The sequence below is a fragment of the Umezawaea sp. NPDC059074 genome (genome assembly GCF_042738955.1).
In the GTDB taxonomy this organism is placed as follows: domain Bacteria; phylum Actinomycetota; class Actinomycetes; order Mycobacteriales; family Pseudonocardiaceae; genus Umezawaea.
In genome coordinates, this window is record NZ_JBHYHC010000145.1 from 1 (window position 1) to 22,746 (window position 22,746).

The 22,746-nt window shown below is 72.2% G+C and carries 16 protein-coding genes; 10 read left to right on the top strand and 6 right to left on the bottom strand.

Annotated features, from left to right (window positions below; all coding sequences use genetic code 11):
- Nucleotides 1–45: 45 nt before the first annotated feature.
- Nucleotides 46–903 carry an IniB N-terminal domain-containing protein gene (locus ACFWW9_RS39080; protein ID WP_390387602.1) on the bottom strand — a complete coding sequence of 286 codons (858 nt, stop codon included), beginning with the start codon at nt 901–903 and terminating at the stop codon, nt 46–48.
- 243 nt (nt 904–1,146) lie between these two features.
- Between ACFWW9_RS39080 and ACFWW9_RS39085 the strand changes: the two genes are divergently transcribed.
- Nucleotides 1,147–2,442, top strand: a complete 1,296-nt coding sequence (locus ACFWW9_RS39085) for an Hsp70 family protein (protein WP_390387604.1) — start codon at nt 1,147–1,149, stop codon at nt 2,440–2,442.
- Nucleotides 2,439–4,823: a LuxR C-terminal-related transcriptional regulator gene (locus tag ACFWW9_RS39090; RefSeq protein WP_390387605.1), complete on the top strand. Its 2,385-nt coding sequence runs from the start codon at nt 2,439–2,441 to the stop codon at nt 4,821–4,823. The genes ACFWW9_RS39085 and ACFWW9_RS39090 overlap by 4 nt, the downstream gene beginning before the upstream one ends.
- A gap of 882 nt (nt 4,824–5,705) precedes the next feature.
- Here ACFWW9_RS39090 and ACFWW9_RS39095 read toward each other — a convergent pair.
- Both ACFWW9_RS39095 and ACFWW9_RS39100 read right to left on the bottom strand, forming a co-directional pair.
- Nucleotides 5,706–6,536: a VOC family protein gene (locus ACFWW9_RS39095; protein ID WP_390387607.1), complete on the bottom strand. Its 831-nt coding sequence runs from the start codon at nt 6,534–6,536 to the stop codon at nt 5,706–5,708.
- Complete coding sequence (locus ACFWW9_RS39100; protein WP_390387608.1) at nt 6,529–7,038, bottom strand: RNA polymerase sigma factor; 510 nt, start codon at nt 7,036–7,038, stop codon at nt 6,529–6,531. Before ACFWW9_RS39100 ends, ACFWW9_RS39095 begins: the two co-directional genes overlap by 8 nt.
- 204 nt (nt 7,039–7,242) lie before the next feature.
- Between ACFWW9_RS39100 and ACFWW9_RS39105 the strand changes: the two genes are divergently transcribed.
- Complete coding sequence (locus ACFWW9_RS39105; protein WP_390387609.1) at nt 7,243–9,345, top strand: putative bifunctional diguanylate cyclase/phosphodiesterase; 2,103 nt, start codon at nt 7,243–7,245, stop codon at nt 9,343–9,345.
- A gap of 33 nt (nt 9,346–9,378) precedes the next feature.
- Here the strand turns inward: ACFWW9_RS39105 and ACFWW9_RS39110 are convergent, their stop codons facing one another.
- The 3 genes from ACFWW9_RS39110 to ACFWW9_RS39120 form a co-directional block, all read right to left on the bottom strand.
- Entirely contained in the window at nt 9,379–9,891 is a 513-nt protein-coding gene (locus ACFWW9_RS39110; protein WP_390387610.1) for a DUF2165 domain-containing protein, read from the bottom strand.
- A gap of 124 nt (nt 9,892–10,015) precedes the next feature.
- Nucleotides 10,016–14,074: an AAA family ATPase gene (locus ACFWW9_RS39115; protein WP_390387611.1), complete on the bottom strand. Its 4,059-nt coding sequence runs from the start codon at nt 14,072–14,074 to the stop codon at nt 10,016–10,018.
- 492 nt (nt 14,075–14,566) lie between these two features.
- The gene (locus ACFWW9_RS39120; RefSeq protein WP_390387612.1) at nt 14,567–15,145 is read right to left on the bottom strand and encodes a TetR/AcrR family transcriptional regulator; all 579 of its coding nucleotides are present in this window, start codon (nt 15,143–15,145) and stop codon (nt 14,567–14,569) included.
- Between the two features lie 123 nt (nt 15,146–15,268).
- Here ACFWW9_RS39120 and ACFWW9_RS39125 point away from each other — a divergent pair, with 123 nt between their 5' ends.
- The 7 genes from ACFWW9_RS39125 (at nt 15,269) to ACFWW9_RS39155 (ending at nt 22,580) form a co-directional block, all read left to right on the top strand.
- Nucleotides 15,269–16,090, top strand: a complete 822-nt coding sequence (locus ACFWW9_RS39125) for an alpha/beta hydrolase (protein WP_390387613.1) — start codon at nt 15,269–15,271, stop codon at nt 16,088–16,090.
- Between the two features lie 10 nt (nt 16,091–16,100).
- On the top strand, nt 16,101–16,463 hold the full coding sequence (locus tag ACFWW9_RS39130) for an MmcQ/YjbR family DNA-binding protein (RefSeq protein WP_390387615.1): 363 nt from the start codon (nt 16,101–16,103) through the stop codon (nt 16,461–16,463).
- Nucleotides 16,464–16,520: 57 nt separating this feature from the next.
- Nucleotides 16,521–17,981: an AlkA N-terminal domain-containing protein gene (locus ACFWW9_RS39135; RefSeq protein ID WP_390387616.1), complete on the top strand. Its 1,461-nt coding sequence runs from the start codon at nt 16,521–16,523 to the stop codon at nt 17,979–17,981.
- A gap of 13 nt (nt 17,982–17,994) precedes the next feature.
- A complete protein-coding gene (locus ACFWW9_RS39140; protein ID WP_390387617.1) occupies nt 17,995–18,486 on the top strand; it encodes a methylated-DNA--[protein]-cysteine S-methyltransferase in 492 nt (163 codons plus the stop codon).
- A gap of 113 nt (nt 18,487–18,599) precedes the next feature.
- Nucleotides 18,600–20,453 carry a sigma-70 family RNA polymerase sigma factor gene (locus ACFWW9_RS39145; protein WP_390387618.1) on the top strand — a complete coding sequence of 618 codons (1,854 nt, stop codon included), beginning with the start codon at nt 18,600–18,602 and terminating at the stop codon, nt 20,451–20,453.
- A 79-nt stretch (nt 20,454–20,532) separates the two neighbouring features.
- Complete coding sequence (locus ACFWW9_RS39150; RefSeq protein ID WP_390387619.1) at nt 20,533–22,011, top strand: DUF1996 domain-containing protein; 1,479 nt, start codon at nt 20,533–20,535, stop codon at nt 22,009–22,011.
- 92 nt (nt 22,012–22,103) lie between these two features.
- A complete protein-coding gene (locus ACFWW9_RS39155; protein ID WP_390387621.1) occupies nt 22,104–22,580 on the top strand; it encodes a DUF305 domain-containing protein in 477 nt (158 codons plus the stop codon).
- The last annotated feature ends 166 nt before the right edge of the window (nt 22,581–22,746 follow it).

Sequence of the window (22,746 nt, forward strand, 5' to 3'; positions counted from 1 at the left end):
GTGGACGGAACCGACCCCCGGTAGCGCAACGAGATCGAAACGAGATCAGAACAGCAGGTCGGTGACGCCGTGGAGGTCGGCGCCGGGGAGGTGCGCGTCGTGCAGGCCGTCCGTGACGTTGCTCACGACGCTGCCCACGGCCGAGTGCGACGCGAGGTCGCCGCCGACGGCGCCCAGGGTGTCGGCGCCGATCGGGGCCGAGGTGGTGAACGCGACGTCGTGGAGACCGCCGACGTCGAGGGTGTGGCCCAGGTCGAGACCGTCGGTGAGGCCACCGGTCACGCCGTCGACGACACCGTGGAGGGTGTCGGTCGGTCCGAACACGGAGGAGGTCAGCCCTTCCGCGCCCGGCAGCGCGCCGGTGACCCCACTCAGGGGGGCGGTGGCGCCGTGGAGTGCGCCCGTCGCCGGGTCTGCGAGACCGGTCGCGGTGTCCAACGCCCCGTCCAGGGAGCCGGTCACGTCGTTCACCGCGGAGAAGTCACCGGGGAGCTTGATGTCGGCCGCGCCCGCCGCGTCCGCCAGGCCCCACGCGGACAGGCCGGTGAAGGCCTCCAGGCCGTTCTCGTCGGCCGCGATGGCACCCGTGGCCGCGAGGTTGACGTCCGTCGTGCTCACGCCGACGAGCTGCGTGACGGCGTGGAGCTGGCTGATCGCGGCGGCGGGGCCGTCCACGTCGACGTCCAGGGGGAGGTCCGAGAGCACGGAGCCGTCGAGAGCGGGCAGGCTCCCGGCGGGCACGTAGTCGAGGACCAGGGGCAGGACCTCCTGCACGTCGACCGCACTGATGTCGCCCAGTCCGGCCGCGCCGAGAGCACCCTCGGCGTCGTTCTGGAAGTCGGCCAGCGCGGTCGGGTCGCTGAGCAGACCGAGGACGAATTCGTGCAGCGTGTTCGAGCTCACTGGTGATCTCCAAGGGTCATGCGGGGTGTCAGGGAGCCGGGAGAACTGCGGTTCCGGCACTGGGGACAAAGGTAGGAGCTGGGGGGTTCGCCGCCATCGGGGATCACTCCCAGTAGATGCCGTATCCACGATGGGGTGGTTTTCGTTCACCCCCTAGGGGATTAGGGGCCGTGCTTGTGAGCGAATGATCACGGGTGTACGTACACAGGACTGGTACGAACAGGTGAGTGAGGAGTCCCGGAGTTGCCCTACGTCCTTGGGGTCGATGTGGGCGCCACCCGCACCGCGGCCGCGATCTGCCGCCTCGCCCGCGTGGGCAGGCCGGAGGTCGAGGTGGTCGGGCTCGGCGGCCCCGGCGGCGGTGTCGCGTCGTCGTTGCGGCTCACCCCGGACGGCGAGTACGCCGTCGGCGAGGCCGGTGACCCGTGGCTGACCGCCACCGGGTTCGCCCGGCGGATCGGCGACGAGGTGCCCGTCCTGCTCGGCCAGGAGTGGGTGACGCCGGAAGACCTCACCGCGCTGCTGGTCATGTGGGTCGCGGGCCAGGTCGCCGAGCGCGAGGGCGGACCGGCGACCCACGTCGCCGTGACCCACCCCGCCGACTGGGGCGCACACCGCAAGGAGCTGTTCGCGCAGGCGTTGCGGCTGGTCGGCCTGGACCGCTGCACGCTGGTCGCCGAGCCCCTCGCGGCCGTGGAGAACCACCTCGCCGCGGGCGGCGGCGGTGACGTGCTGGCCGTCGTCAGCATCGGCAGCCACGCCTTCGCCAGCTCCGTCGTCCGCCGCGCGCTGGACTCCGCGCCGGAGCTCGTCGGCACCGCCGAGGGCTACGACCACCACACCGGCGTCGACTTCGACGACGCCGTCGTCGGCCACGTGCGGGCGGAACTCGGCCGCGAGCTGACCGACCTCGACCCCGCCGACCCGTGGGTCGCGCAGGTGCTGGCCCGGCTGCGCTTCGACGCCGAGGCCGCGAAGCGCGCGCTCTCGGCGCTGTCCGAGGTCGTGGTGCCGGTGCACCTGGCCGACGGCGTGCGCGAGGTGCGGCTGACCCGGCCCAGGTTCGAGGACCTGATCCGCGCGGGCGTCGACCTCGCCGTCGACACGCTCGTCCGCACGACCACCGCGCACGGCGACCCGGACGTGGTGCTGCTGGTCGGCGGCAGCGCCCGGATCCCGCTGATCGCCGAGACCGTGGCGGGCGCGCTGCGCGGCCGGATCGCCATCGAGGCCGCGCCGGAGACGTCCGTGGTCAAGGGGGCCGCGCTGGTCGCCCGCCGCGTCGTCGAAGGCCCCGACGCCGAACCCGAACCCCGCGAGACCTCGGTCCTGCGCCGCTTCGACGACCCGTCGCTGCGGTTCCCGGTCGGCGAACTCGGCCTGACCGACGACGAGTTCACCGCCCCACCACCCCGACCACCGGTCGACATCACCCCGCTCGACCTGCCGCGCGGCCCCGTGCAGCGGGTCGTGCGCGGCCTCAAACCCGCGGGATCGCGCCGCGGCACCCCGAGCACCGACGACGAGGACGGCCGTTGAGCCACCGATCGACGACGCACCCAGCGCTCCTCCCGGACGACGCGACCCGTCAGCTCCTGGCCGACATCGCCGCCGACCCGACAGCGCCGCTGCGCCTGGGCGTGGTCGCGCCCGGCGGCTACGGCAAGACGGCGATCCTGCGCGAGATCGAACGGGTCTACGCCGGGGAGAGCGTGCGCCTCGTGGACGACGCGCACCTGCTGGACGAGAAGCAGCTCCGCGACCTGGTGGACGCCGACGACCCGCGGCTCGTCGTGGCCTACCGGCCGTGGCCCCGGCAGCGGCTGCTGGCCGAGTCCGCGGGCCGGTGGCGCGCGCTGATGCCGACGGCGTTCACCAAGGACCAGGTCAAGGAGTACCTGCCCGCAGGCACGTCCCGCGCGGTGGTCGACTTCGTGCACCAGCAGACCGGGGGCGTGCCGAGGTTCGTGGAACGCCTCGCGGGGCTGACCACGGCCGAGGTGACGGCCGAGGCCGTGACCGCGTTCCGGCCGGAGCTGGACTGGCTCGACGGCGACCTGCAGAAGTTCCTGCTCGCCGCCGAGGCGGGCGCGGGACTGCGGCTGGACCTGCTGGGATCGTTGCTGGACAAGGACTTCGACGCCGTGGGCGAGGTGATCGACGCCGGTCGCGCCACCGGTCTGCTCGCCCAGGACGGCACGCTGGTGCCGTTGGCGCGCCGAGCCGTGGCGCTGCTGAGCCGGGCCGAGCGCCGCATCGCCGTGCGCCAGCGCCTCGCCGAACTGCAACTCGCGTCCGGCGGCCCGGTCCTCGACCTGGTGCGGCCCCTGATCGGCACGGGCGTCGGCGGCCCCGGCATCGCGGACGCGTTCCAGACCGCCGCCGCCGAAGCCCTCGACGCCGACCCCGCGCTGGCCGCGCGCCTGCTGGCCGCCAGCGCCGCCGCGGGCGCGCCGAACGCCGACGTCGCCTCCCGCTGGGCCACGGCGTCCGCGATGGCGGGCGACCTGGACGCCGCACTGCGCTTGGCCGACCAGGTCATCACCGGCCCGGAATCACCCCACCGCGCGCAGGCCGCCGAGGTCGCCGCGGTCGCGCTGGCCCACCGCGGCCAGCTCGCGCGCAGCACCGAGCTGTACCGCTGGTCGACCACGCCGTCCGCCGCCGCGTTCGCCGTGGTCGGCCGCGTCGGCACCGGCCACGTGCCCGGCGACCTCGCGCTGCCGACCGCCCCGCCCACGTCGTTCGACGGCGCGGCGGCCCTGATGGCGCAGGGGATGCGCGAGTCGGTCGTCGCCGAGCCGATGACGGCACTGTCCACTTTGGTCCGCGCGTCGGGCCTCCTCGAACCCGTCGGCCGCGCGGCCCTCCTACCCGACAGCCCCGCCGCGCTGGCGGCGCTGGTGGCGTTGCACTGCGGCGAGTCCGGCGTCGCCGAGTCCGTGCTGGACCGCGCCGCGGCGGCGGGCGTGGGCGGCACGCTGATGACCATCCGGCACGTGGTGCTGCGGGCGTGGATCGCGATGGTCCGGGGCAACCTGGTCGAGGCCAAGGACTGCCTGGTGGCGTTGAAGAAGAGCGGCAAGCGCCTCGAACCGCGCGACTGGCTGTTCGCCGTCGCGCTGGAGATCGGCATCGCTCGCCGCAACAGCGACCTGGCCACGGTGAAGCGCACCTGGGAACAGGCCTGCGAAGCCGTGCTGCGGCACCCCGTGGACCTGTTCACGTTCCTGCCGCTGGGCGAGTTCGCCGCGGCCGCGGCCCGACTCCGCGACGAACACCGCCTGGCCCCGCACCTCACGGCCGCCCGAACCCTGCTCCGCTCCCTCGGCGACCCACCCTTGTGGGCCGTGCCCCTGCACTGGAGCGGCCTGCACGCCGCGATCATCGCCGAGCAGACCGACGTGGCGGAGGAACACGCGGCGGCCCTGGCCACCCACCGCGACCGCACCCGCTACAACGCGATCGTCTCGGACGCCGCCGAGGCCTGGCTCGACGTCCTCGCGGGCAAGGTGGAACCCGACCGCGTGGAGGAGGCCGCCCGCGGCCTCCACGCCGCGGGCCAGTGGTGGGACGGCGCACGCCTGGCGGGCCAAGCCGCGATACGCACCACCGACCGCCAGGCCATGGTCAGACTCCTGGACTGCGCCCGCCTTCTCCAAGGCCGCCCCACCAGCCAGAAGAAACCCACGACCACCCCGACGACCGACCCCGCCCCGTCACCGGAAGCGGCCCAACTCAGCGACCGGGAACGCGAAGTGGCCGACCTGGTGGTCGCGGGGATGACGTACAAGCAGGTGGGCGACCGCCTGTTCATCTCCGCGAAGACAGTCGAACACCACATGGCCCGCATCCGCCAACGCCTCGGCTGCACCAGCCGCGGCGAACTACTCGCCCAACTAAGGGAAATCCTCCCCTGAGGGCTTGGTGAACGGCCCGCTCACGCGGGGGTTGGTGGTGGGGTCTTGGCCGGGTTTCCCTCCGACGCCTTCTCTGGGGTTTGCTTGTGAACGGCCCGTTCACGCCTGTGTCGGGCGGCGGGTTGGTGCAGCGACCCTTGCACCGGGCCAGCCATGGCGGGTTCGGTGTGAACGGTCCGTTCGCACCGAAGGTTGGGCGGCGGTTAACGACCGGCCTTGCCCCTGTGCCGGGCCGCTGACGGGAGGCCCAGCAGCGAGCGGTCCGTTCACACCAGGCTCTTGGCGGCGGGGCGCAAGAGCGAACGCCCCCGGTCGGCACTCCCGAGGTTGAACGGTCCGTTCGTGTCGGGGACTTGGCGGTAGTGCGGCGGGAGTGACCCGACTTGATCTTCCGCGTGGGCTTCCTTGCGAATGCCCGCCGGAGGTTGGCTGTGAACGGCCCGTTCACACCGGGGTCTTCGGCGGCGCAGAGCGAACGGCCCTGTGTTGGCCTTTCTGAGGCCGAACGGTCCGTTCGTGTCGGGGGCCTGGCGGCGGGTGGCCAAGCGGGCGCCTCCTGGCAGGCTCTTTTGCGGGCACTTCTTCTGGATACCCCGTGGTGAACGGTCCGTTCATGCCGGGCTCGAGTGCGGAGGGCGGCGGGTCGGGTTGCTGCGCGAGCCTCTTTCGGAAGCCCCGCGTGAACGGTCCGTTCATGCAGGAGTCGAGGGCGGGTGCGGTCTCGCCCGTGTCGGGCCTCGAGCAGGAGGCCTTCCCGGCACTCGCTTGTGAACGGGCCGTTCACCCAAGCCCGCCCCGCGTCTTCCCGCCACCCTCCGAATCCGCAGGTGAACGGACCGTTCATGCCCTCGGGTGGGCGTGAACGGTCCGTTCAGCCGCACCTCACGGCTGCCAGAGCCAGAACTCGATGCCCTGGTCGTCGGTGCACTCGGCGGACAGGCCGTAGGGCTGGGACTCGATGTCGCCCGCCGTCCCCCCGTGCGTGCGCACCGCGGTCAGGGCCGCTTCGAGGTCGCGCACGGCGTACATGAGCTTCCAGCCGATCTGCCCCTGCCCTCCCCACAGCCCGGCCATGCCGCCCGTCCCGTCGATCTGCCACCCGTTCTCCACCCTCCCCGGCGTGAACCGCCACCCCAGCACCGCTCCGTAGAACGTCTTCGCCGCTTCCGCGTCCGGCACCTGGAACGTGTGGTAGCCCAGCGTCCCGTGCACGGGCTCGGGTTCGGCCAGGAGCCAGCGGTGGCCGAACGGGTCCAGGACGGTGGCGCCCCTGCCGTGGCCGGTGTCGCCCACGGGGCGCAGCAGGGTCGAGCCCCTGGTCAGGGCGCGGGACACCGCGGTGTCCAGGTCGTGCACCTCCAGGCGGTACGACGGGTGGCTCGTGGTGGGGGCGATGTGGCCCAGGTCGGGGAACTCCTCGGACAACATCATCACCGAGTCGCCGAAGGCGAGTTCGGCGTGGCCGACGCGGCCGTCGTCCATGACGATCGGGTCGCCACGCCGGGTCGCGCCGAACACCTCCACGTAGAAGTCGAGCGCCGCGCGGGCGTCGGTGACGGCCAGGTACGGGGTCAGTGCGGACGTGGTCATGGCTCCTCCAACGGGACGATCGAGGACGGCGTCTTCCAAGCGGGCCCGCAGGCGGGCGGCGAAGTCCGGGGACGGGGCGACCGGCGTGACCGGCAGGCGGAGGGCGTCGAACGGGTCAGTCATCACGGCCTCCCGCGTACGCCCGCCGGAACGCGGCGCGGGCCCTGGTCAGCAGCGCCTCGGTGGCGTGCACGGTCCGGCCGAGGCACCGGGCGACCTCGGCGACCGGCAGGCCGTCCAGGTACCGCAACGTCAGCGCGCACCGGTGGTGCGCGCCCAGTTCCGCCAGCACGGCGTGCGCGTGCAGCGTGTCCACGAACCCGTCCCACGGGTCCGTGACCGGTTGTTCCTCGTACACCTGCCGCAGCCCGCGGTGCTCGCGCTCGACCCGCCGCCAGTGGTCGACGAGCTTGTGCCGGGCCACGCCGATCAGCCACGCCGTGCTGACCGGCCCGCCGTCGCGCGCGCCCCGGACGGCGGCGAGGAACGTCTCGGACGTCAACTCCTCGGCCACCACCCGGTTCCCGCACCTGGCCAGCAGGTACCCGTACACCTGCGGCAGCGCCTCGTCGTACAGCTCGAGCACTGCGAACGCCGGATCGGGTGCCACCCGCGGTTCGCTCACACCCCATCGTCGTCCGGGGACGCCCAACTCCGTCGGGTGAGGACCGGATTTGGTGCTGGTGGTGCGCACGGTGACCGTGAGCAGCGGGATTCCACCCGCGTGGGGGACATTCATAGGCGGCGCACAGGTTCCGCGGGTATGGTTCCGCGGCGGCGTGGGCCACCTGAACCCCAGCCGTCCTGTCCCCCCAGCAGGCAAGGTGGCATGAGCTCAGCCCTCCCCGAAGACGTGCGGATCGCTCCCGGCACCGGTAGGCGGGAGCGGCGCAAGCTCGCCCGCAAGTGGGCGGCGGCCCTCCGCTCCACGGCGTACATCCCCCTCCCGCCGGAGGAGCTGGAGCACCAGCTGCGGCAGCTCGTGCACCGCCTGCACGACGCCGTGGTGGCGCACCCGTTCACCCCCGAGCAGGCGTCGGCCGCGGGGTCCCGGCTCGTCGACCTGCACTGCACGGCTCCAGCGAGCCTGCGCGAGACCCTGGAGCTCCTCGGGCCCGCCCTGCTCTCCTCGCCGGAGCTCCAGTGCGTCGACGGGCGCACCAAGCGGGTCCTCGCCGTGCTCGGCGCGGTGGCCGCGGGCTACGTCGAGGCCGTCCAGCGCGTGGTGCTCGAACAGCAGGAGAGCGTCAGCCAGGCGCTGCTGGTGGCGGCGAAGGCCGCCCAGTGGAACCTCAAGGTCAGCGAGGCGCTGGCGGACGAGGTGTTCACGTCCTCGGCCAGCGGCATCGCCGTGACGGCGTTGGACGGCACGTTCGTCCGCGCGAACAACGCGCTGGCGGAGATCGTCGGCGCGGACCTCGCGGGGCGGACGCTGCACTCCGTGGTGCACCACGAGGACGCCGACGACCTGCGGGCCGCGCTCCGGGACCTGCTCGACGGCGTGCACCAGCGGGTGCCGCTGCGGTTGCGGCTGGTGCGCGAGGACGGCGAGGTCGTGCGCGGCACGCTCGCCGTGGCGCTGCTGCGGGACGCGGCGGGGGAGCCGGGGCAGTTCGTCACGATCGTCGAGGACGTCAGCGAGTTGACGCTGCTCGGCAGCCAGCTCACGCACCAGGCGCTGCACGACGCGCTCACCGGCCTGCCGAACCGGCAGTTCTTCACCACGCGCCTGGAAACCACGCTGCGCCAGGCGGATCCGGCGTTCGGCGTGACCCTCTACCACCTCGACCTGGACGCGTTCTCGGTCGTCACGGACGGGCTGGGCCGCGCGGCGGGCGACCACCTGCTGAAGTCGGTGGCGGACCGCCTGCGGGTCGCGTTCGCGGCCGAGCGGGCGATGGTCGCGCGCCTGGAGGGCGACGAGTTCGCCGTGCTGGTCGAGAACTGCTCCACCACGCCGGACGTCGTCACGACCGTCAACCGGATCAACGACGAGCTGGCCGAGCCGCTGTACGTGGGCGGCCACGGCATCGCGGTGTCCGCCAGCATCGGCGTGGTCGACCGCCCGGCGCCCGCGTTCGACCCGGTCGAACTGCTCCGCGCCTCGCACATGACGTTGCGCCGCGCCAAGAAGAGCGGTCGCAGGCAGTGGGGCCTCTACGACGCGGGCCGGGATGCGGCGGACCGCGAGCGGCTCGGGTTGGCGGCCGTGATGCCGGGGGCGTGGGAGTCCGGCGAGATCGACGTCGTCTTCCAGCCCGAGCACCGGCTGGCGGGCGGCGGGATCACCGGCCTGACCGCGCTGCTGCGCTGGAACCACCCGGACCACGGCGTCATCGAGCACGACCGATGCGTCGACCTGGCCGAGGAGACCGGTCTGGTGCTGCCGCTGGGCACGTGGCTGCTGCGCACCGCGGCCGAGCAGCTCCGCTGGTGGCGGCAGCGCACCGACCTCGACCTGCCGCTGTCGGTCCACCTGGCGGCGGGACAGGCGACCGACCCGGACCTCGTCGGCTCGGTGCTGCGGGTGCTCGCGGACACCGGGCTGCCCGCCGGGTCGTTGCGGCTCGGACTGCCCGCGGGCCTGCTGGTCGCGGACGACGACGACGCCGTGGACAACCTGACGGTGCTGGCGGACGCGGGCGTGCGGACGGCGATGGGCGGCTTCACCGGGGCCGCGGGCGAGTTCGCCTGCCTGGAGGCGCTGCCGGTGCGCGAGGTGCGCGTGCCGCGCTGGGGCGTGTGCGCGGAGCGGAACCCGATCACGACGCGCGTGCTGGCGGACCTGGTGGCGGTCGCGCACCTGGCGGGCGCGGCGGTGCTCGTCGACGGCGTGGACACGCCGGAGCTGGCGGACTGGTGGCGGACGTCGGGCGCGGACACCGCGACGGGCGCGCACTTCGGTCGCCCGTCGGCGCTGGTGGACCTGTAGGTCCCCCCGCCGGGTGGGGCGGGGGGAGTCGGATCAGGCCTTCTCGCGGCCCACGACGTGCACGAGGACCAGGCTGATGCCCGCGACGGTGAAGTTCTGCACCGCGGCCCCCAGGCCGTTCCACGACTTCGACTGCCACATCTGGAACCACTCGCCGCCGATCGCGATGAACCCGGCCCCGAACAGCAGCAGCTGCATCGCGAGCCCCGCCGACGACAGCTGCCGGGCCGTCGTCGCGTCGCGCCCGCCGCCGATGACCCGCACCCACGCCACGACCGCCGCGACCAGCACCAGCGCCGTCACCGCCTCCCACGCGATGATCAGGACGTAGGCGATCGTCACCAGCGCGGGGGACGTGATGGCCCGCCACAGCGTGTTCGGCGACTGGAACGTGGTGTCCATCGCGAACACGTGCTCGACGAACGCCCTGTTCGTCCCGTAGTCGGTGACGTTGCCGAGCACCACGAGGAGGAGGTAGAGCGCGGTGATCGCGGTGACGACCACGGCCACGGTGTGCGGGCTGCCGACCCTGGCAAGAAGACGCATGGCCGGGACCCTACGCAGACCGCTTGAGCCCGACCGCTACTCGGACTGAAGTGGCTTCGGCGTCCGTTCGGCCCAAGATCCACCTCACGCTGGGTCAACGCCCGCTCGCACTGGGTGGAACCCGCTACGGGCACGGCGGGTCGTAGGCGAGCTGCGTCAGGTGCCGCTGCCACAGGTCCTCGGTCAGCACGCCCTTGGTGCTGGTGCAGATCCGGTCGATCGCGTGGTTCCGGTCGAGGTCCCACAACCGGACCGTGGCGTCGAAGCCCGTGGACGCCAGGCTGCGCCCGTCCGGGCTGAAGGCGATGCCGCTGACCCTGGCGTCGTGCCCGGTCAGGGCCTGCCCGATCGGCGTCGCCCTGGTCACGTCGTGCACGTCCCACAGCCGGATCGTCTTGTCGTCGCTGGAGGTCGCGAGCCGGGTGCCGTCCGGGCTGAACGCCGCCGACACGGCCGACTCGGTGTGCCCGGCGAGCGGGAGGCCGATCTGCTTGACCTTCGCGGGGTCGCGGATGTCCCACAGCCGCACGGTCTTGTCGTCGCTGGTCGTGGCGAGGGTGCGCCCGTCGGGGCTCAGCGCTCCGCCGCGGATGGGCGCGGTGTGGCCGAAGACGGGCGCGCCGAGCTTGCGCACGGCGGTCGGGTCGGTCACGTCGTAGAGCCGGATCGCCTTGTCGGCGCTGGCGGTGACGAGCGTCCTGCCGTCCGGGGTGAACTGGGCGTACTCGACGTACCCCTCCGCGCCGGTGATCGGCTGCCCCACCTTCGTCGGCCGGGCCGGGTCCGAGATGTCCCACAGCTGCAACGACTTGTCGTCGTTCCCGGTGATCAGCAGACGGCCGTCCGGGCTGAACCCGACCCGCGCCATGAACCGGGTCTGCACCTGGAGCGGCGCCCCCACCGCCTTCGGGTTCGCGGGGTCGCTGACGTCCCACAGCCGCACGGTCCGGTCCTCGCCGCCGGAGGCGAGCAGCTTCCCGTCTGGGCTGAGCGCGATCTTCCACACCGCCGCGCCGTGCGCGACGATCGGCTGCCCCAGCGCCCGCGGACCGCTGGGGTCGGCGAGGCTCCAGAGCCGGATCGTGCGGTCGTCGCTGGCGGTCATCAGCAGCTTGCCGTCGGCGCTGTAGGTCGGTGTGTCGGTCTGCCCGCTCTGGCCGACCAGCACCGACGGCGGCAGCGACCACAGCCGCACGGTCTGGTCCGCGCTGCCGGTCGCGAGGCTGCGCCCGTCCGGGCTGAACCCCACGGCGAACACGATGCTGTTGCGGCCGGACAGCGGTTGGCCGAGCGCCTGCGGCTGCGCCGGGTCGGTCACGTTCCACAGCCGGGCGGTGCTGTCCGCGCTGCCGGTGGCGAGCAGCCGCCCGTCCGGGCTGAACGCGACGGACCACACGCTGTCCTTGTGGTCGGTGAGGGGACGGCCGAGCGCTTGCGGCCGGGCCGGGTCGGTCACGTTCCAGAGCCGGACCGTCTTGTCGTCGCTGCCGGTGGCGAGGGTCTTGCCGTCCGGGCTGAACGCGACGGAGTGGATGGTCGAGTCGTAGCCGCCCACGGTGGAGAGCACGGCGGGGTTCGCGGGGTCGGCGACGTCCCACAGCACGATCGTCTTGTCGTCGCCGCCGACCGCGAGCACGGTCCCGGCCGAGTTGAACGCGATCGAGCGGACGGCGGCGTCGTGGTGGCCCAACGGGTCGCCGAGGGGCTTGGGGTGCTGGCGGTCCGTGACGTCCCACAGCCGGGACGTCTTCTCCTCGTTCGCGGTGGCGAGCGTCTTGCCGTCGGGGGAGAAGGCGAGCAGGTAGATCGTGCCGTCGTGGCCCTGGAGCGGTTCGCCGATCGGCGTGGGGTGGGCGAGGTCGGTGAGGTCCCACAGCCGGACGGTCTTGTCGTCGCCCGCGGACGCCAGGGTCTTGCCGTCCGGGGAGAACACCGCGGAGCTGACCCAGCTCGTGTGCCCGACCAGCGGGTCGCCCAGCGGACGCGGGTTCGTGCGGTCGCTGACGTCCCACAGCCGCACGGTGTTGTCGTAGCTCGCGGTCGCGAGCGTCCGGCCGTCCGGGCTGAACGTCGTCAGGTACACCGCGCCGGTGTGCCCGGTCAGCGGCATGGCCAGCGGGGTCGTCTCGGTGGACACGAGCCGCGTGTAGACGTCCTGGTCGTCCGGCCGCATCCGGTGCGCGACCAGGTCGAGCTGCGCGGACAGCGACGGATCGCTGTCCTGGAGCCGGTTCGCCTCCGCCACGACCCCGCGGAACACGGCCTCGTCGCGTTCCCGCACCGCGAGCACGGCGGCCGTGCCCGCGATCAGCGCGAGCACCACCACGACGGCGACGGCCGCGCGGCGGAGCCACGTCGACCGGGTGCGCTGCTGGCTGGACACGGCGAGGAAGTCGCCCGCCGTCGCCGTCAGCGATCCCGGCCCGGCGCCGTCGGCCCACTGCCGCGCGGTCTCCAGCCGGGCGCCGCGGTAGAGCAGCGAGGAGTCCCGGTCCTGCGCCGCCCACGTGGCCGCGTCCTCCTCCAGGCGTTGGCGCAGCAGGCTGCCCTCGCGGTCCTGGTCGACCCAGGCCCGCAGCCGCGGCCACGCCTGGAGCAGGGCCTCGTGGGTGATCTCGACCGAGCCCGCGTCCAGCGTCACGAGCCGGGCCCTGGCCAGCACCTCGAGCGCTTCCTCGGCGGCGGCCCGGTTGGGCGCCTGGTCCACCAGCTCGTACCGGGTGGACCGCCTGCGGGTGTCCTGCGTGTCGTCGCCGACCCGGACCAGCCGCAGCAGCAACGGCCGCGCGGCCCGCTGCGCCGCCGGGTCGAGGTCGGCCCACGCGCGTTCGGCGGTCGCCGCGACCGCGCCCTGGATGCCGCCCGCCGCCCGGTAGCCGCTGATGGTGAGCTTGCCGCCCTGCCTGCGCTGCCACGTCGCGAGCAGCGCGTGCGACAGCAGCGGCAGCGCGCCGGCGTCGTACGCGCCCTGCCTGCCCTGCGGCCTGCCGCCGCGCACGCCGAGGTCCCGCAGCATCAGTTCGATCAGGCCGGGTTCGAGTTGCAGCCCGGCGGCCTTCGCGGGCCGCGACACCGCCTCGCGCAGCTCGGCCGACGTCATCGGGCCGAGCACCATCTGCCGGTCCTGCAACGCGTCGGCCAGCTCCGGGTAGGCGAGGCAGCGGCCGTAGAAGTCGGCCCGGACGCCCAGCACCACCAGCACCGGGGGCGTGCCGCCGGGCAGGGTCGGGGTGCACGCGGCGTGCAGCGCCTGCACGAACACCTGGAGCCGCGCCTCGTCGCCGCCGAGGGTGAAGGCCTCCTCGAACTGGTCGACGACGAGCACCAGCCGGTCAGCGTCGTGCCGCCGGGCGAACGCGGCGAACGCCGCCCGGATCTGGGTGGCGAACCGCAGGACGCCCATGAGGGTCTGGTTGATGAACGCGTCCAGCCCCTGCGCCGCGCCCGACTCGGGCTCCATCCCGTCGTGGCCGAGCGCGAGGTCGAGCGCGTCCGCCAATTCCGGGACCTGGTGCGCCAATTCCTTCAGCGGATCCGCGCCGGGCGTCATGAGAACGACCGGCCATTTCGCGGAACCGTCGATTCCCAGATCGCCGCGCGCGATGGAAGGAATCATTCCGGCGCGCACGAGAGAGGATTTACCGGCGCCGGACGCGCCGACGAGCATCACGATTCCACTGGTGTCCGCCGCGTTTCCCAAACGACTCACCAACGCGGCCGTGCTGCGTTCCCTGCCGAAGAACCAGCCGGAGTCCTCCGGCCGGAAAGCGGCCAGTCCGCGATAGGGGCACAGGCCGATCTCGCCGCTGGGCGACTCGTCCTCGGACGGGTCGGAACCGGCCGCCGGACTCGCCTGGGCCTCCTGCCAGAGGGCCCGCCAGGCGGCCACGTCGTAGAGGTCCGGCACCGCCGGCGCGGACCGCACTTTGCGGGCTTCACCGATCAAGACCTCCAGTACCACGGACAAGGCCGCGAACCGGGCGGGCACGTTGCGGCCGCGGCGCCAGTCGCTCACGCGCTGCGCGGTGGCCCGCACGGGCCGGTTCTGCTCGTCGGTGCGACGGGCCCGCGCCACCGACTCGGTGACCTTCTTCAAGGGCGGGTCGCCCGCCTCGGCGTAGAGCAGGGCGAACCTCTCGGCGAACACCCCGCGCGGTCCCATCCCCGGACCGGAACTGCTCATCCGCTGGCCTGCCATCCGTTGTGGATCCGGACCGGAAAACCCGACGAGTACATGTGATCAGGTCTTTTGTCGGCCGTGGAAACTCTGGGCGGTCCAGCCTAACGACTTGCTCTGTCAAGCTGCTCCACGACGTTCCGCTCATCCGCCGTCGCTGTGAAGGAGACCTGATACCCGTGGTTTCGAAGGTGACGCGCGAATGGCGCGGGGCGTTGTCCGCTGAGGGGTCCTGGGGGTCTTCTCAGCGGCCGTGCGTCGAGCGACCCGGTCGCTGGCACGGTGCGGCAACCTGACCGGAGGCCGCTCGGACCGACGGCGGTCCTACCCACCGCCGGTGGGGTCCGGGCGTGCCCGGTGCTCCGGCTCGTCCTCGACTCGCGGACCCGAGGACGTGTCGACATCCCGTTGGCGTGGCTGGCCCGTCTGGCCGCCGCGCGCTGACCGCCGGAGCGCCGCTACGGGAGCCCTCGGGGTTCCCGTAGCGGCCGCGGTCGTTCAGGACGGGTTTCGCGTGACGGCGTCCACGGCGTGGGCCAGGCTGTCGCCGGTCGCTTTCGGGTCGTCGAGATATCCGCCCACCATCGCGCCGTCGCGCAGCATGACCACGGCCCGCGCCGCCCGTTCGGGATTGGGGTGGCCAATCGCCGTGACGAGTTCAGTAACAGCGTTTATGAACCACGTCCGGTGCTCCGCCACGACTTCGCGAACGGGGTGCGCCGGATCGGGATACTCGGCGGCCGCGTTGATGAACGGGCACCCCCTGAAACCCGCGCCGCAGATCTGCTCGTCCAAGCCCAGCACCAGCAGGTGCAGCACTTCCGAGGGGTTCGCCGCCGCTTTCGCGGCACCGTCGACCCGTTCCCGGATCGACCGGTCCTCCTCCTGGAGGTAGGCGCGGACGAGGTCGTCCTTGCCGGGGAAGTGCCGGTAGAACGTGGCCCGGCTGACGTCGGCGGAGGCGATGACCTCGTCGACGCTGATCCCGTTGATCCCCCTGGCGTAGAAGACCTGCCTCGCCGTCTCCAGCAGGCGTTCGCGTGCCGCTGACCTGCGGCCGGTGGTGGACGTCCCCATGCCTCCAGGTTAACAGAACGTTCTGTCTCGTTTTGGCTTGACGCACGGTCCCTGCGGGGCTACGGTCACGCTCATAACGAAACAGAACGTTCTGTTTCATCAACGTTAACGGGAGCGCCAGCCATGAGTGCCGAAGCCATCCGCCCGACCGCGACAGCCGACACGATCGTCCTGGTCCACGGCCTCTGGATGACGCCCCTGAGCTGGGAGAAGTGGATCGAGCGCTACGAAGCCCTCGGCTTCACGGTCATCGCCCCGGCGTGGCCCGGCCTGGAGGTCGGCGCGGAGGCCCTGCGCAAGGACCCGTCGCCGCTGGAAGGCCTGGGGATCAAGGAGATCGTCGACCACTACGAGACCGTCATCCGGGCGCTCGACAAGCCGCCGATCATCATGGGCCACTCCTTCGGCGGCACGTTCACCCAGCTCCTGCTCGACCGCGGCCTCGGCGTCGCGGGCGTGGCCATCGACTCCGGTCCGGTGAAGGGCGTCCTGCGGCTGCCGCTGTCCACCCTCAAGTCCGCCTCGCCGGTGCTCTCCAACCCCGGCAACGCGAAGCGCGCGGTCCCGCTGACCCCGGCCCAGTTCCACTACGCGTTCACCAACTCGCTGACCGAGGCCGAGTCGCGCGAGGTCTACGACCGCTACCACGTCCCGGCCGCCGCACGGGTCCTGTTCCAGGGCGCCTTCGCGAACTTCAACCCCAAAGCCGCCACCAAGGTCGACTTCACCCGCGACCGCGCCCCGCTGCTGTTCATCGCGGGCGGCAACGACCACATCGTCCCCGCCGCGCTGAACAAGGAGAACGTCCACCGCTACCACAAGTCCCCGGCCGTGACCGAGTACTTCGAGTTCCCCGACCGCACCCACTACACCGTCGGCCAGCCCGGCTGGGAAGCCGTGGCGGACAAGGCGCTCTCGTGGGCCGTGGAGCACGCGAGCAAGTAAGAATGCCCTTGTGGCAACAGGAGAAGACCTACGACGCCTGACCCGGACCCTCCCGCGCAGCTCGGAACACCTTGTCCGAGACCGCCCGAAGTTCCGGGTCGGCGCGATCGTCTACGCCGCCCTGTCCCCGGACGAGCTGACCCTCGGTTTCGGCTTCCCCAAGGAGGAGCGCGAGTTCCTCGTCGCGAGCAGGCCGGAGGTGTTCTCGATGCCCCGTGAGTCCGACCTCCGCTTCAACTGGGTCCACGGGTCCATGTCCGCGTTGTCCGTGGAGGAGCTGCACGAGTTGATCATCGACGCGTGGCTCATGGTGGTCCCGAAGAAGGTCGGCAAGGCGTACTTGGAGTCCCGACTCCCCGGTGTGACGCCCTAGAAGCTCGATGTCGTTTTCTCGCGAGCGGTGGGCGGCTCGCTCGCGCAGACTTGGGACATGCACACCGACCACGAGCGTTGCGTCCGTGCCGTTCGGTCGAGGGACGCGCGGTTCGACGGGTGGTTCTTCATCGCTGTGCGGACCACCGGGATCTACTGCCGCCCCAGCTGTCCGGTGGCGCCGCCCAAGGTCGAGAACATGGTGTTCCACCCCAGTGCCGCGTCCGCGCAGCAGGCGGGGTTCCGGGCGTGCAAGCGGTGCAGGCCGGACACGTCGCCGGGGTCGCCCCGGTGGAACGAGCGGGCCGACCTGGTGGCCAGGGCGGTGCGGATGATCGGGGACGGGCTGGTCGACCGGGAGGGCGTGCCGGGGCTGGCGGCGCACCTCGGGTACAGCGTCCGGCAGATCGAGCGCCAGCTGCTCGCCGAACTGGGCGCGGGTCCGTTGGCGTTGGCGCGCGCTCAACGCGCCCAGACCGCCCGGCTGCTCATCGAGACCACGACCCTGCCCCTCGCTGACGTGGCGCACGCCTCCGGGTTCGCCAGCGTGCGGACGTTCAACGACACCGTCCGCGAGGTCTACGCGCTGACGCCGAGCGAACTCCGCGCCCGCGCGAAGAAGCCGGGGGCGCAGACGCCCGGCGTGCTGTCGCTGCGGCTGCCGTTCCGCCGCCCGCTGTGCCCGGACAACCTGTTCGGGCACCTCGTCGCGACCGGCGTGCCGGGCGTGGAGGAGTGGCGGGACGGCGCGTACCGCCGGACGCTGCGCCTGCCGCACGGCCACGGCATCGCGACCCTGCGGCCGGAGCCGGAGTACGTCGACTGCCGTCTCGCGCTGACCGACCTGCGCGACCTGACCACGGCCATCAACCGCTGCCGCTGGCTGCTCGACCTGGACGCGGACCCGGTGGCCGTGGACGACCAGCTCGCCACCGACCCGGTGCTCGCGCCGCTGGTGCGCAAGGACCCCGGCAGGCGGGTGCCGCGCACCACGGACCCGGAGGAGTTCGCGATCCGCGCGGTCCTCGGCCAGCAGGTGTCCACGGCCGCCGCCCGCACGCACGCGGCCCGGCTCGTCCAAGCGCACGGCGAGCCGATCACCGACCGCGACGGCGGCCTCACGCACCTGTTCCCCACCACCGAGGCGCTCGCCGAACTGGACCCCGAGTCGTTGGCCATGCCGCGCACCAGGCGGGCCACGATGCTCGGCCTGATCGCCGCCCTGCCGGACCTGGACCTGGACATCGGCGGCGACTGGGACCGGGCCCGCGCCGAACTCGGGGCGCTGCCGGGCATCGGGCCGTGGACCGTCGAGACGATCGCCATGCGCGCGCTCGGCGACCCGGACGCCTTCGTCGCCACCGACCTCGGCGTGAAGCTCGCCGCCGAACCGCTCGGTCTGCCGACCAAGCCCGCCGAGCTGATCCGCCGTTCGGCGCAGTGGTCCCCGTGGCGGGCCTACGCCGTCCAGCACCTGTGGGCCACCGGTGACCACGCGGTCAACCGGATGCCCACCTGACCGAAGAGGACACATGACCGTCCACACCACCGTCGACAGCCCCATCGGCCTGCTCACCCTGGTCTCGACGGAGGGCCGCCTGTCCGGCGTGTACCTGCACGAGCAGCGCCACCGCCCGCCGGAGGAGCGGTTCGGCGAGCGCGACGCCACGCCGTTCGCCGCCGCCGCGGCCCAGCTGGAGGAGTACTTCGAGGGCGAGCGCACCGACTTCGACCTGCCGCTGTCCTTGCGCGGCACGCCGTTCCAGCGGTCCGTCTGGGACGAACTGGTCAAGATCCCTTACGGCGAAACGATCTCCTACGGCGAGCTGGCCGCGCGCCTGGGCAACCCGTCCGCCGCGCGGGCAGTCGGCCTGGCCAACGGCAAGAACCCGGTCGGCATCATCGTGCCGTGCCACCGGGTGGTGGGGTCGACCGGCGACCTCACGGGTTACGGTGGCGGCATCGAGCGCAAGCGGCACCTGCTGGCGTTCGAACGCCAGGTCAGCGGGGCCGCCCTCCGCTGATCGGACCGGGCCGCGGGGCACTCGGGAAAAAGTCGGCGAGATTTTCTCGTTATCTCCGACTACCAGGGACATCTCCTGGTCAGAGGACCTGGAACGCGGCGAGTGAGGTGGGCATGGCGGTACCCGTGGAACCCGGCGTCGTGACGGTGATGGCCGCACGCGACGGCGACCAGCGCGCCCTGGACGAGCTGGTCGCGGGGTACCTGCCCCTGGTCTACAACATCGTCGGGCACGCGCTGGGCGGTCACGCCGACACCGACGACGTCGTCCAGGAGACGATGCTCCGCGCGGTGAACGGGCTGTCGTCGCTGCGCGACCCGGCCGGGTTCCGGTCGTGGCTCGTGGTGATCGCGATGAACCAGATCCGCGAACGCCACCGCGCCCACCAGCGCGTCCCGGTCACCGGCGAGGTGCCCGAGGACCTGGCCGACCCCGGCGCGGACTTCGTCGACCTGACGATCATGCGGCTCCAGCTGTCCGGCCAGCGCCGCGAGGTCGTCGCCGCGACCCGCTGGCTCAGCGAGGACGAGCGCGAACTGCTGTCGCTGTGGTGGCTGGAGGCGGCCGGGCGGCTGACCCGCACCGAGGTGGCCGACGCGCTGAACCTCACTCCACAGCACACCGCCGTGCGGGTGCAGCGGGTGAAGGGCCAGCTCGACGCGGCCCGGATCGTGGTGCGGGCGCTGGAGAAGCAGCCCCGCTGCGCCGAGCTCGCCGAGGTCGTCGCCGACTGGGACGGCGACCCGAGCGCGTTGTGGCGCAAGCGGATCGCCCGCCACACCCGGAGCTGCCGCCAGTGCGAGCGGGTGACCACCGACCTCGCGGCCGTGGAGGGGCTGATCGCCCGCCTGCCGCTGGTGCCGCTGCCCGCCGCGCTCGGGCTCACCCAGCCGCTGCTGGCCGCGACCAGCACGTCCGCCGCCCTCACCCAGGTCGGCACGGCCCCGGTCGTCACCGGCAAGGTCGCGCTGTTCCTCCAGGGCGCGCTCGTCAAGCCGATCGCCGCCGCCGCGGCCGCGGTGATCGCCGCGGGCGTCGCGGTGACCGTCGTGCTGCCGTCGAGCGAGGAACCCGTGGCGCAGGCGGTGTCCGTGACCACGAGCGCCGCGCCGCCCACGAGCATCCTGCCCGCGGAGACCGCGCCCTCGCCGCCCCCCAGCTCGTCGTCCGTCCCGCCGACCACGACCACGACCGTCGCGCCCGCCCCGCCGCCACCCGCCAAGCCCGTGGTGGCGTCGGTGAAGAAGGGCGTCAGCACGTGGAACTTCGACGGCGTCACCAAGGCGCTCGGCGACGTGCGCGCGGGCTGGTACTACACCTGGGGCTCGACGCCCGAAGGCGTCACGGCCCCGCCGAACGTGGAGTTCGTCCCGATGATCTGGGGCGAGAAGTCCATGGACCAGGCCAACCTGGACCGCGCCAAGGCGAACGGCAAGGCGCTGCTCGGCTTCAACGAGCCGGACTTCGCCGAGCAGTCCAACATGACGCCGGAACGGGCGCTCGACCTGTGGCCCAAGCTCCAGGAGACCGGGCTGCGGCTCGGCGCGCCGAGCGTCGGCGTCGGCGGTGACAAGGCGGGCGGCTGGCTCGACCGGTTCATGACCGGCGCGGCCCAGCGCGGGCTGCGCGTCGACTTCATCCCGATCCACTGGTACGGCGGCGACTTCAGCGCTGCCGCCGTCGGCCAGCTCAAGAGCTACATAGAGGCCGTCCACGCCCGGTACGGCAAACCGGTGTGGTTGACCGAGTACGCGCTCATCGACTTCTCGGGCGGCTCGCCGCGCTTCCCGAGTCTGCAAGAAGAAGCGGCTTTCGCACGTGGTTCCAGCGCGATGCTGGAAAGCCTCCCGTACGTGGAGCGGTACGCCTGGTTCGCACTCCCCGCGGACAAACCGACGGGCACCGGCCTCTACCTGCCCGGCGGCACCCCCAACCAGGCGGGCGAGGCGTACCGCGACGCGGGCTGAGCTCGTCGTTCTCCCCCTTCCCCCATGCACCGACGCTTCCTCCGGCATGCCCCGTGCCGGTCGAAAGGACCGCATAGCCATGACCCACGTCATGCCCCCGTCTGCCTTCAAGCGCTGGAGAGGCCGCCTCGCGGTGCTCGCCGCGGTCGCCGTCGCCGGCTCCGCGGTCACCGTGACCGCGATCCTCGCCGCCCCCTCCGACCCGCCGCCCGCCCTGCTGTCCAAGGGCAAGGCCGCCACCGCGTCCTCCGTCGAGGGCGAGCACTGGGCCGCCCGCAACGCCGTCGACGGCGACACCACGAGCCGCTGGTCCAGCGCCTTCCAGGACCCGCAGTGGATCCAGGTCGACCTCGGCTCCGAGTCGGCGATCTCCAAGGTCGTGCTGAACTGGGAGCGCGCGTTCGCCAAGGACTTCACGATCCAGACGTCCAAGGACGGCTCGTCCTGGGGGACCGTCGCGACCGTCAAGGACGGCAAGGGCGGCGTCGAGACCGTGGACGTGTCCGCGTCCGGCCGGTACGTGAAGCTCAACGCCACCAAGCGCTCCAGCCAGTACGGCGTGTCGCTGTGGGAGTTCGAGGTCTACGGCAAGGCGGGCGCGTCGAACGGCACGACCCCGCCGCCCGCGCAGACCGGCACGTCCACGTCGTCGGCGGGCACCACCGCCGTGTCGCCGACCACGACGACGGTCGGAACGTCGACGTCATCGTCGGCCGCGGGCACGTCGACCTCGGCTCCCGGCACCTCGACCGGCGGCGTCGCGCTGCCGCCGCAGAAGCCGATCCCGCCGAACGCCGTGCACGTCGCGGAGTTCGTGGCGGAGTGCGGGTTCAGCCACCGCCTCCCCGACGACCCGATCGTCTTCCCGAAGCTCGCGGGCGCCTCGCACCTGCACACGTTCTTCGGCAACACCTCGACCGACGCGCAGTCCACGAACGACTCGCTGATGGTCGCCGACACCAAGTGCAACCCGGTCGAGGACAAGTCCGCGTACTGGACGCCGACCCTGCTGGTCGACGGCCAGCCGGTCGACCCGCCCACGTCGACGTTCTACTACCTCGGTGAAGGCGTGCAGGACGAGGTCACGAAGAAGATCCAGCCGATCCCGGCGGGGTTGCGGATGATCGCGGGCAACGCGAAGGCCACCAGCTCGGACGACAACACGTCGAAGTCGCGCTGGGACTGCAACGGCGCGAGCGTGACTCCGGGCAAGGACTTCGTCTCCTGCCCGGCCGGTGCGCGGCTCCAGTCCTACCTGGACTTCCCGCAGTGCTGGGACGGCAAGAACCTCGACTCGCCCGACCACAAGTCGCACATGTCGTACCCGGTGCACCCCGGTGTCTGCCCGGCGACGCACCCGGTGCCGATCCCCAAGATCCGGCAGGTCGTGAACTACCCGGTGTCCGGTGTGGACGCTTCGCGGATCAAGCTGTCCTCGGGGCCCGGCTACACGTACCACATCGACTTCATGAACGGCTGGCCCGAGGTGGAGATGGGTCGGCGGGTGCGCGACTGCATCAACCGGATCGTCAAGTGCGGCCACAACGGGAATCCGTGATGCTGAAGGTGAGGGTCGTGGTTGTGGCGGCGGTGTGCTTGCTCGCCGCTGGGTGTGGTGGGGCTGCGGCTGAGGATCTTGGGCCGGCGGGTGTGTCGAGTCCGATCAGCGCGCCGCCGTCCGGTGAACTGACGCCCACGGACGTGGCGTTCGTGGAACTCGCCATCCCGCAGAACGAGTCGGCTCTGGCTGCTGCGGAGTTGACGCTCAAGCGGCCTGGGGCTGATCCGCGGTTGATCGCGCTCGCGCAGAGCGTGGACGACCGGTACCGGGCGGAGTTGGCGAAGCTCAACTCGGTGCTGGGTGGGGCCGGGTTGACCAACACCAACCAGCACGAAGGCCACGACATGCCCGGCATGATCACGGAGCTTGAGTTGAAGGCGTTGGACCAGTCGCAGGGGAAGTCGTTCGACGACCGGATGCTGGAGACGTTCCGGGCGCATTTCCAGGAGTCGTTGACGGTGGCCCGGTCGGAGTTGTCGGCTGGGACGGCGAAGGCCGTGCTCGAACTCGGCGCTGACATCGAGCGCACGCGTACGGAACTCCTGGGGAAGTTGGGAGCTCCGTAGGGGAAGACCGTGAGCGGCCGGGAGTTCCGCCCCTCGGCCGCTCACGGTTCCTTGCTTGGAAGGCTTTTGAGTTCGAGGGCTGAACCCCCGGTTGCGCCAATTATCCCACCCTCTTTCGCTTTGTCAAGGGGGGAAAGACGCCGTGACAAAGCGAAAGAGGGTGGGG

Bases quoted from the DNA above. Each gene is read 5' to 3' on its own strand.
- ACFWW9_RS39095 (WP_390387607.1), bottom strand. From the start codon at position 6,536: ATGACTGACCCGTTCGACGCCCTCCGCCTGCCGGTCACGCCGGTCGCC.
- ACFWW9_RS39105 (WP_390387609.1), top strand. From the start codon at position 7,243: ATGAGCTCAGCCCTCCCCGAAGACGTGCGGATCGCTCCCGGCACCGGT.
- ACFWW9_RS39110 (WP_390387610.1), bottom strand. From the start codon at position 9,891: ATGCGTCTTCTTGCCAGGGTCGGCAGCCCGCACACCGTGGCCGTGGTC.
- ACFWW9_RS39115 (WP_390387611.1), bottom strand. From the start codon at position 14,074: ATGAGCAGTTCCGGTCCGGGGATGGGACCGCGCGGGGTGTTCGCCGAG.
- ACFWW9_RS39120 (WP_390387612.1), bottom strand. From the start codon at position 15,145: ATGGGGACGTCCACCACCGGCCGCAGGTCAGCGGCACGCGAACGCCTG.
- ACFWW9_RS39125 (WP_390387613.1), top strand. From the start codon at position 15,269: ATGAGTGCCGAAGCCATCCGCCCGACCGCGACAGCCGACACGATCGTC.
- ACFWW9_RS39135 (WP_390387616.1), top strand. From the start codon at position 16,521: ATGCACACCGACCACGAGCGTTGCGTCCGTGCCGTTCGGTCGAGGGAC.
- ACFWW9_RS39140 (WP_390387617.1), top strand. From the start codon at position 17,995: ATGACCGTCCACACCACCGTCGACAGCCCCATCGGCCTGCTCACCCTG.
- ACFWW9_RS39145 (WP_390387618.1), top strand. From the start codon at position 18,600: ATGGCGGTACCCGTGGAACCCGGCGTCGTGACGGTGATGGCCGCACGC.
- ACFWW9_RS39150 (WP_390387619.1), top strand. From the start codon at position 20,533: ATGACCCACGTCATGCCCCCGTCTGCCTTCAAGCGCTGGAGAGGCCGC.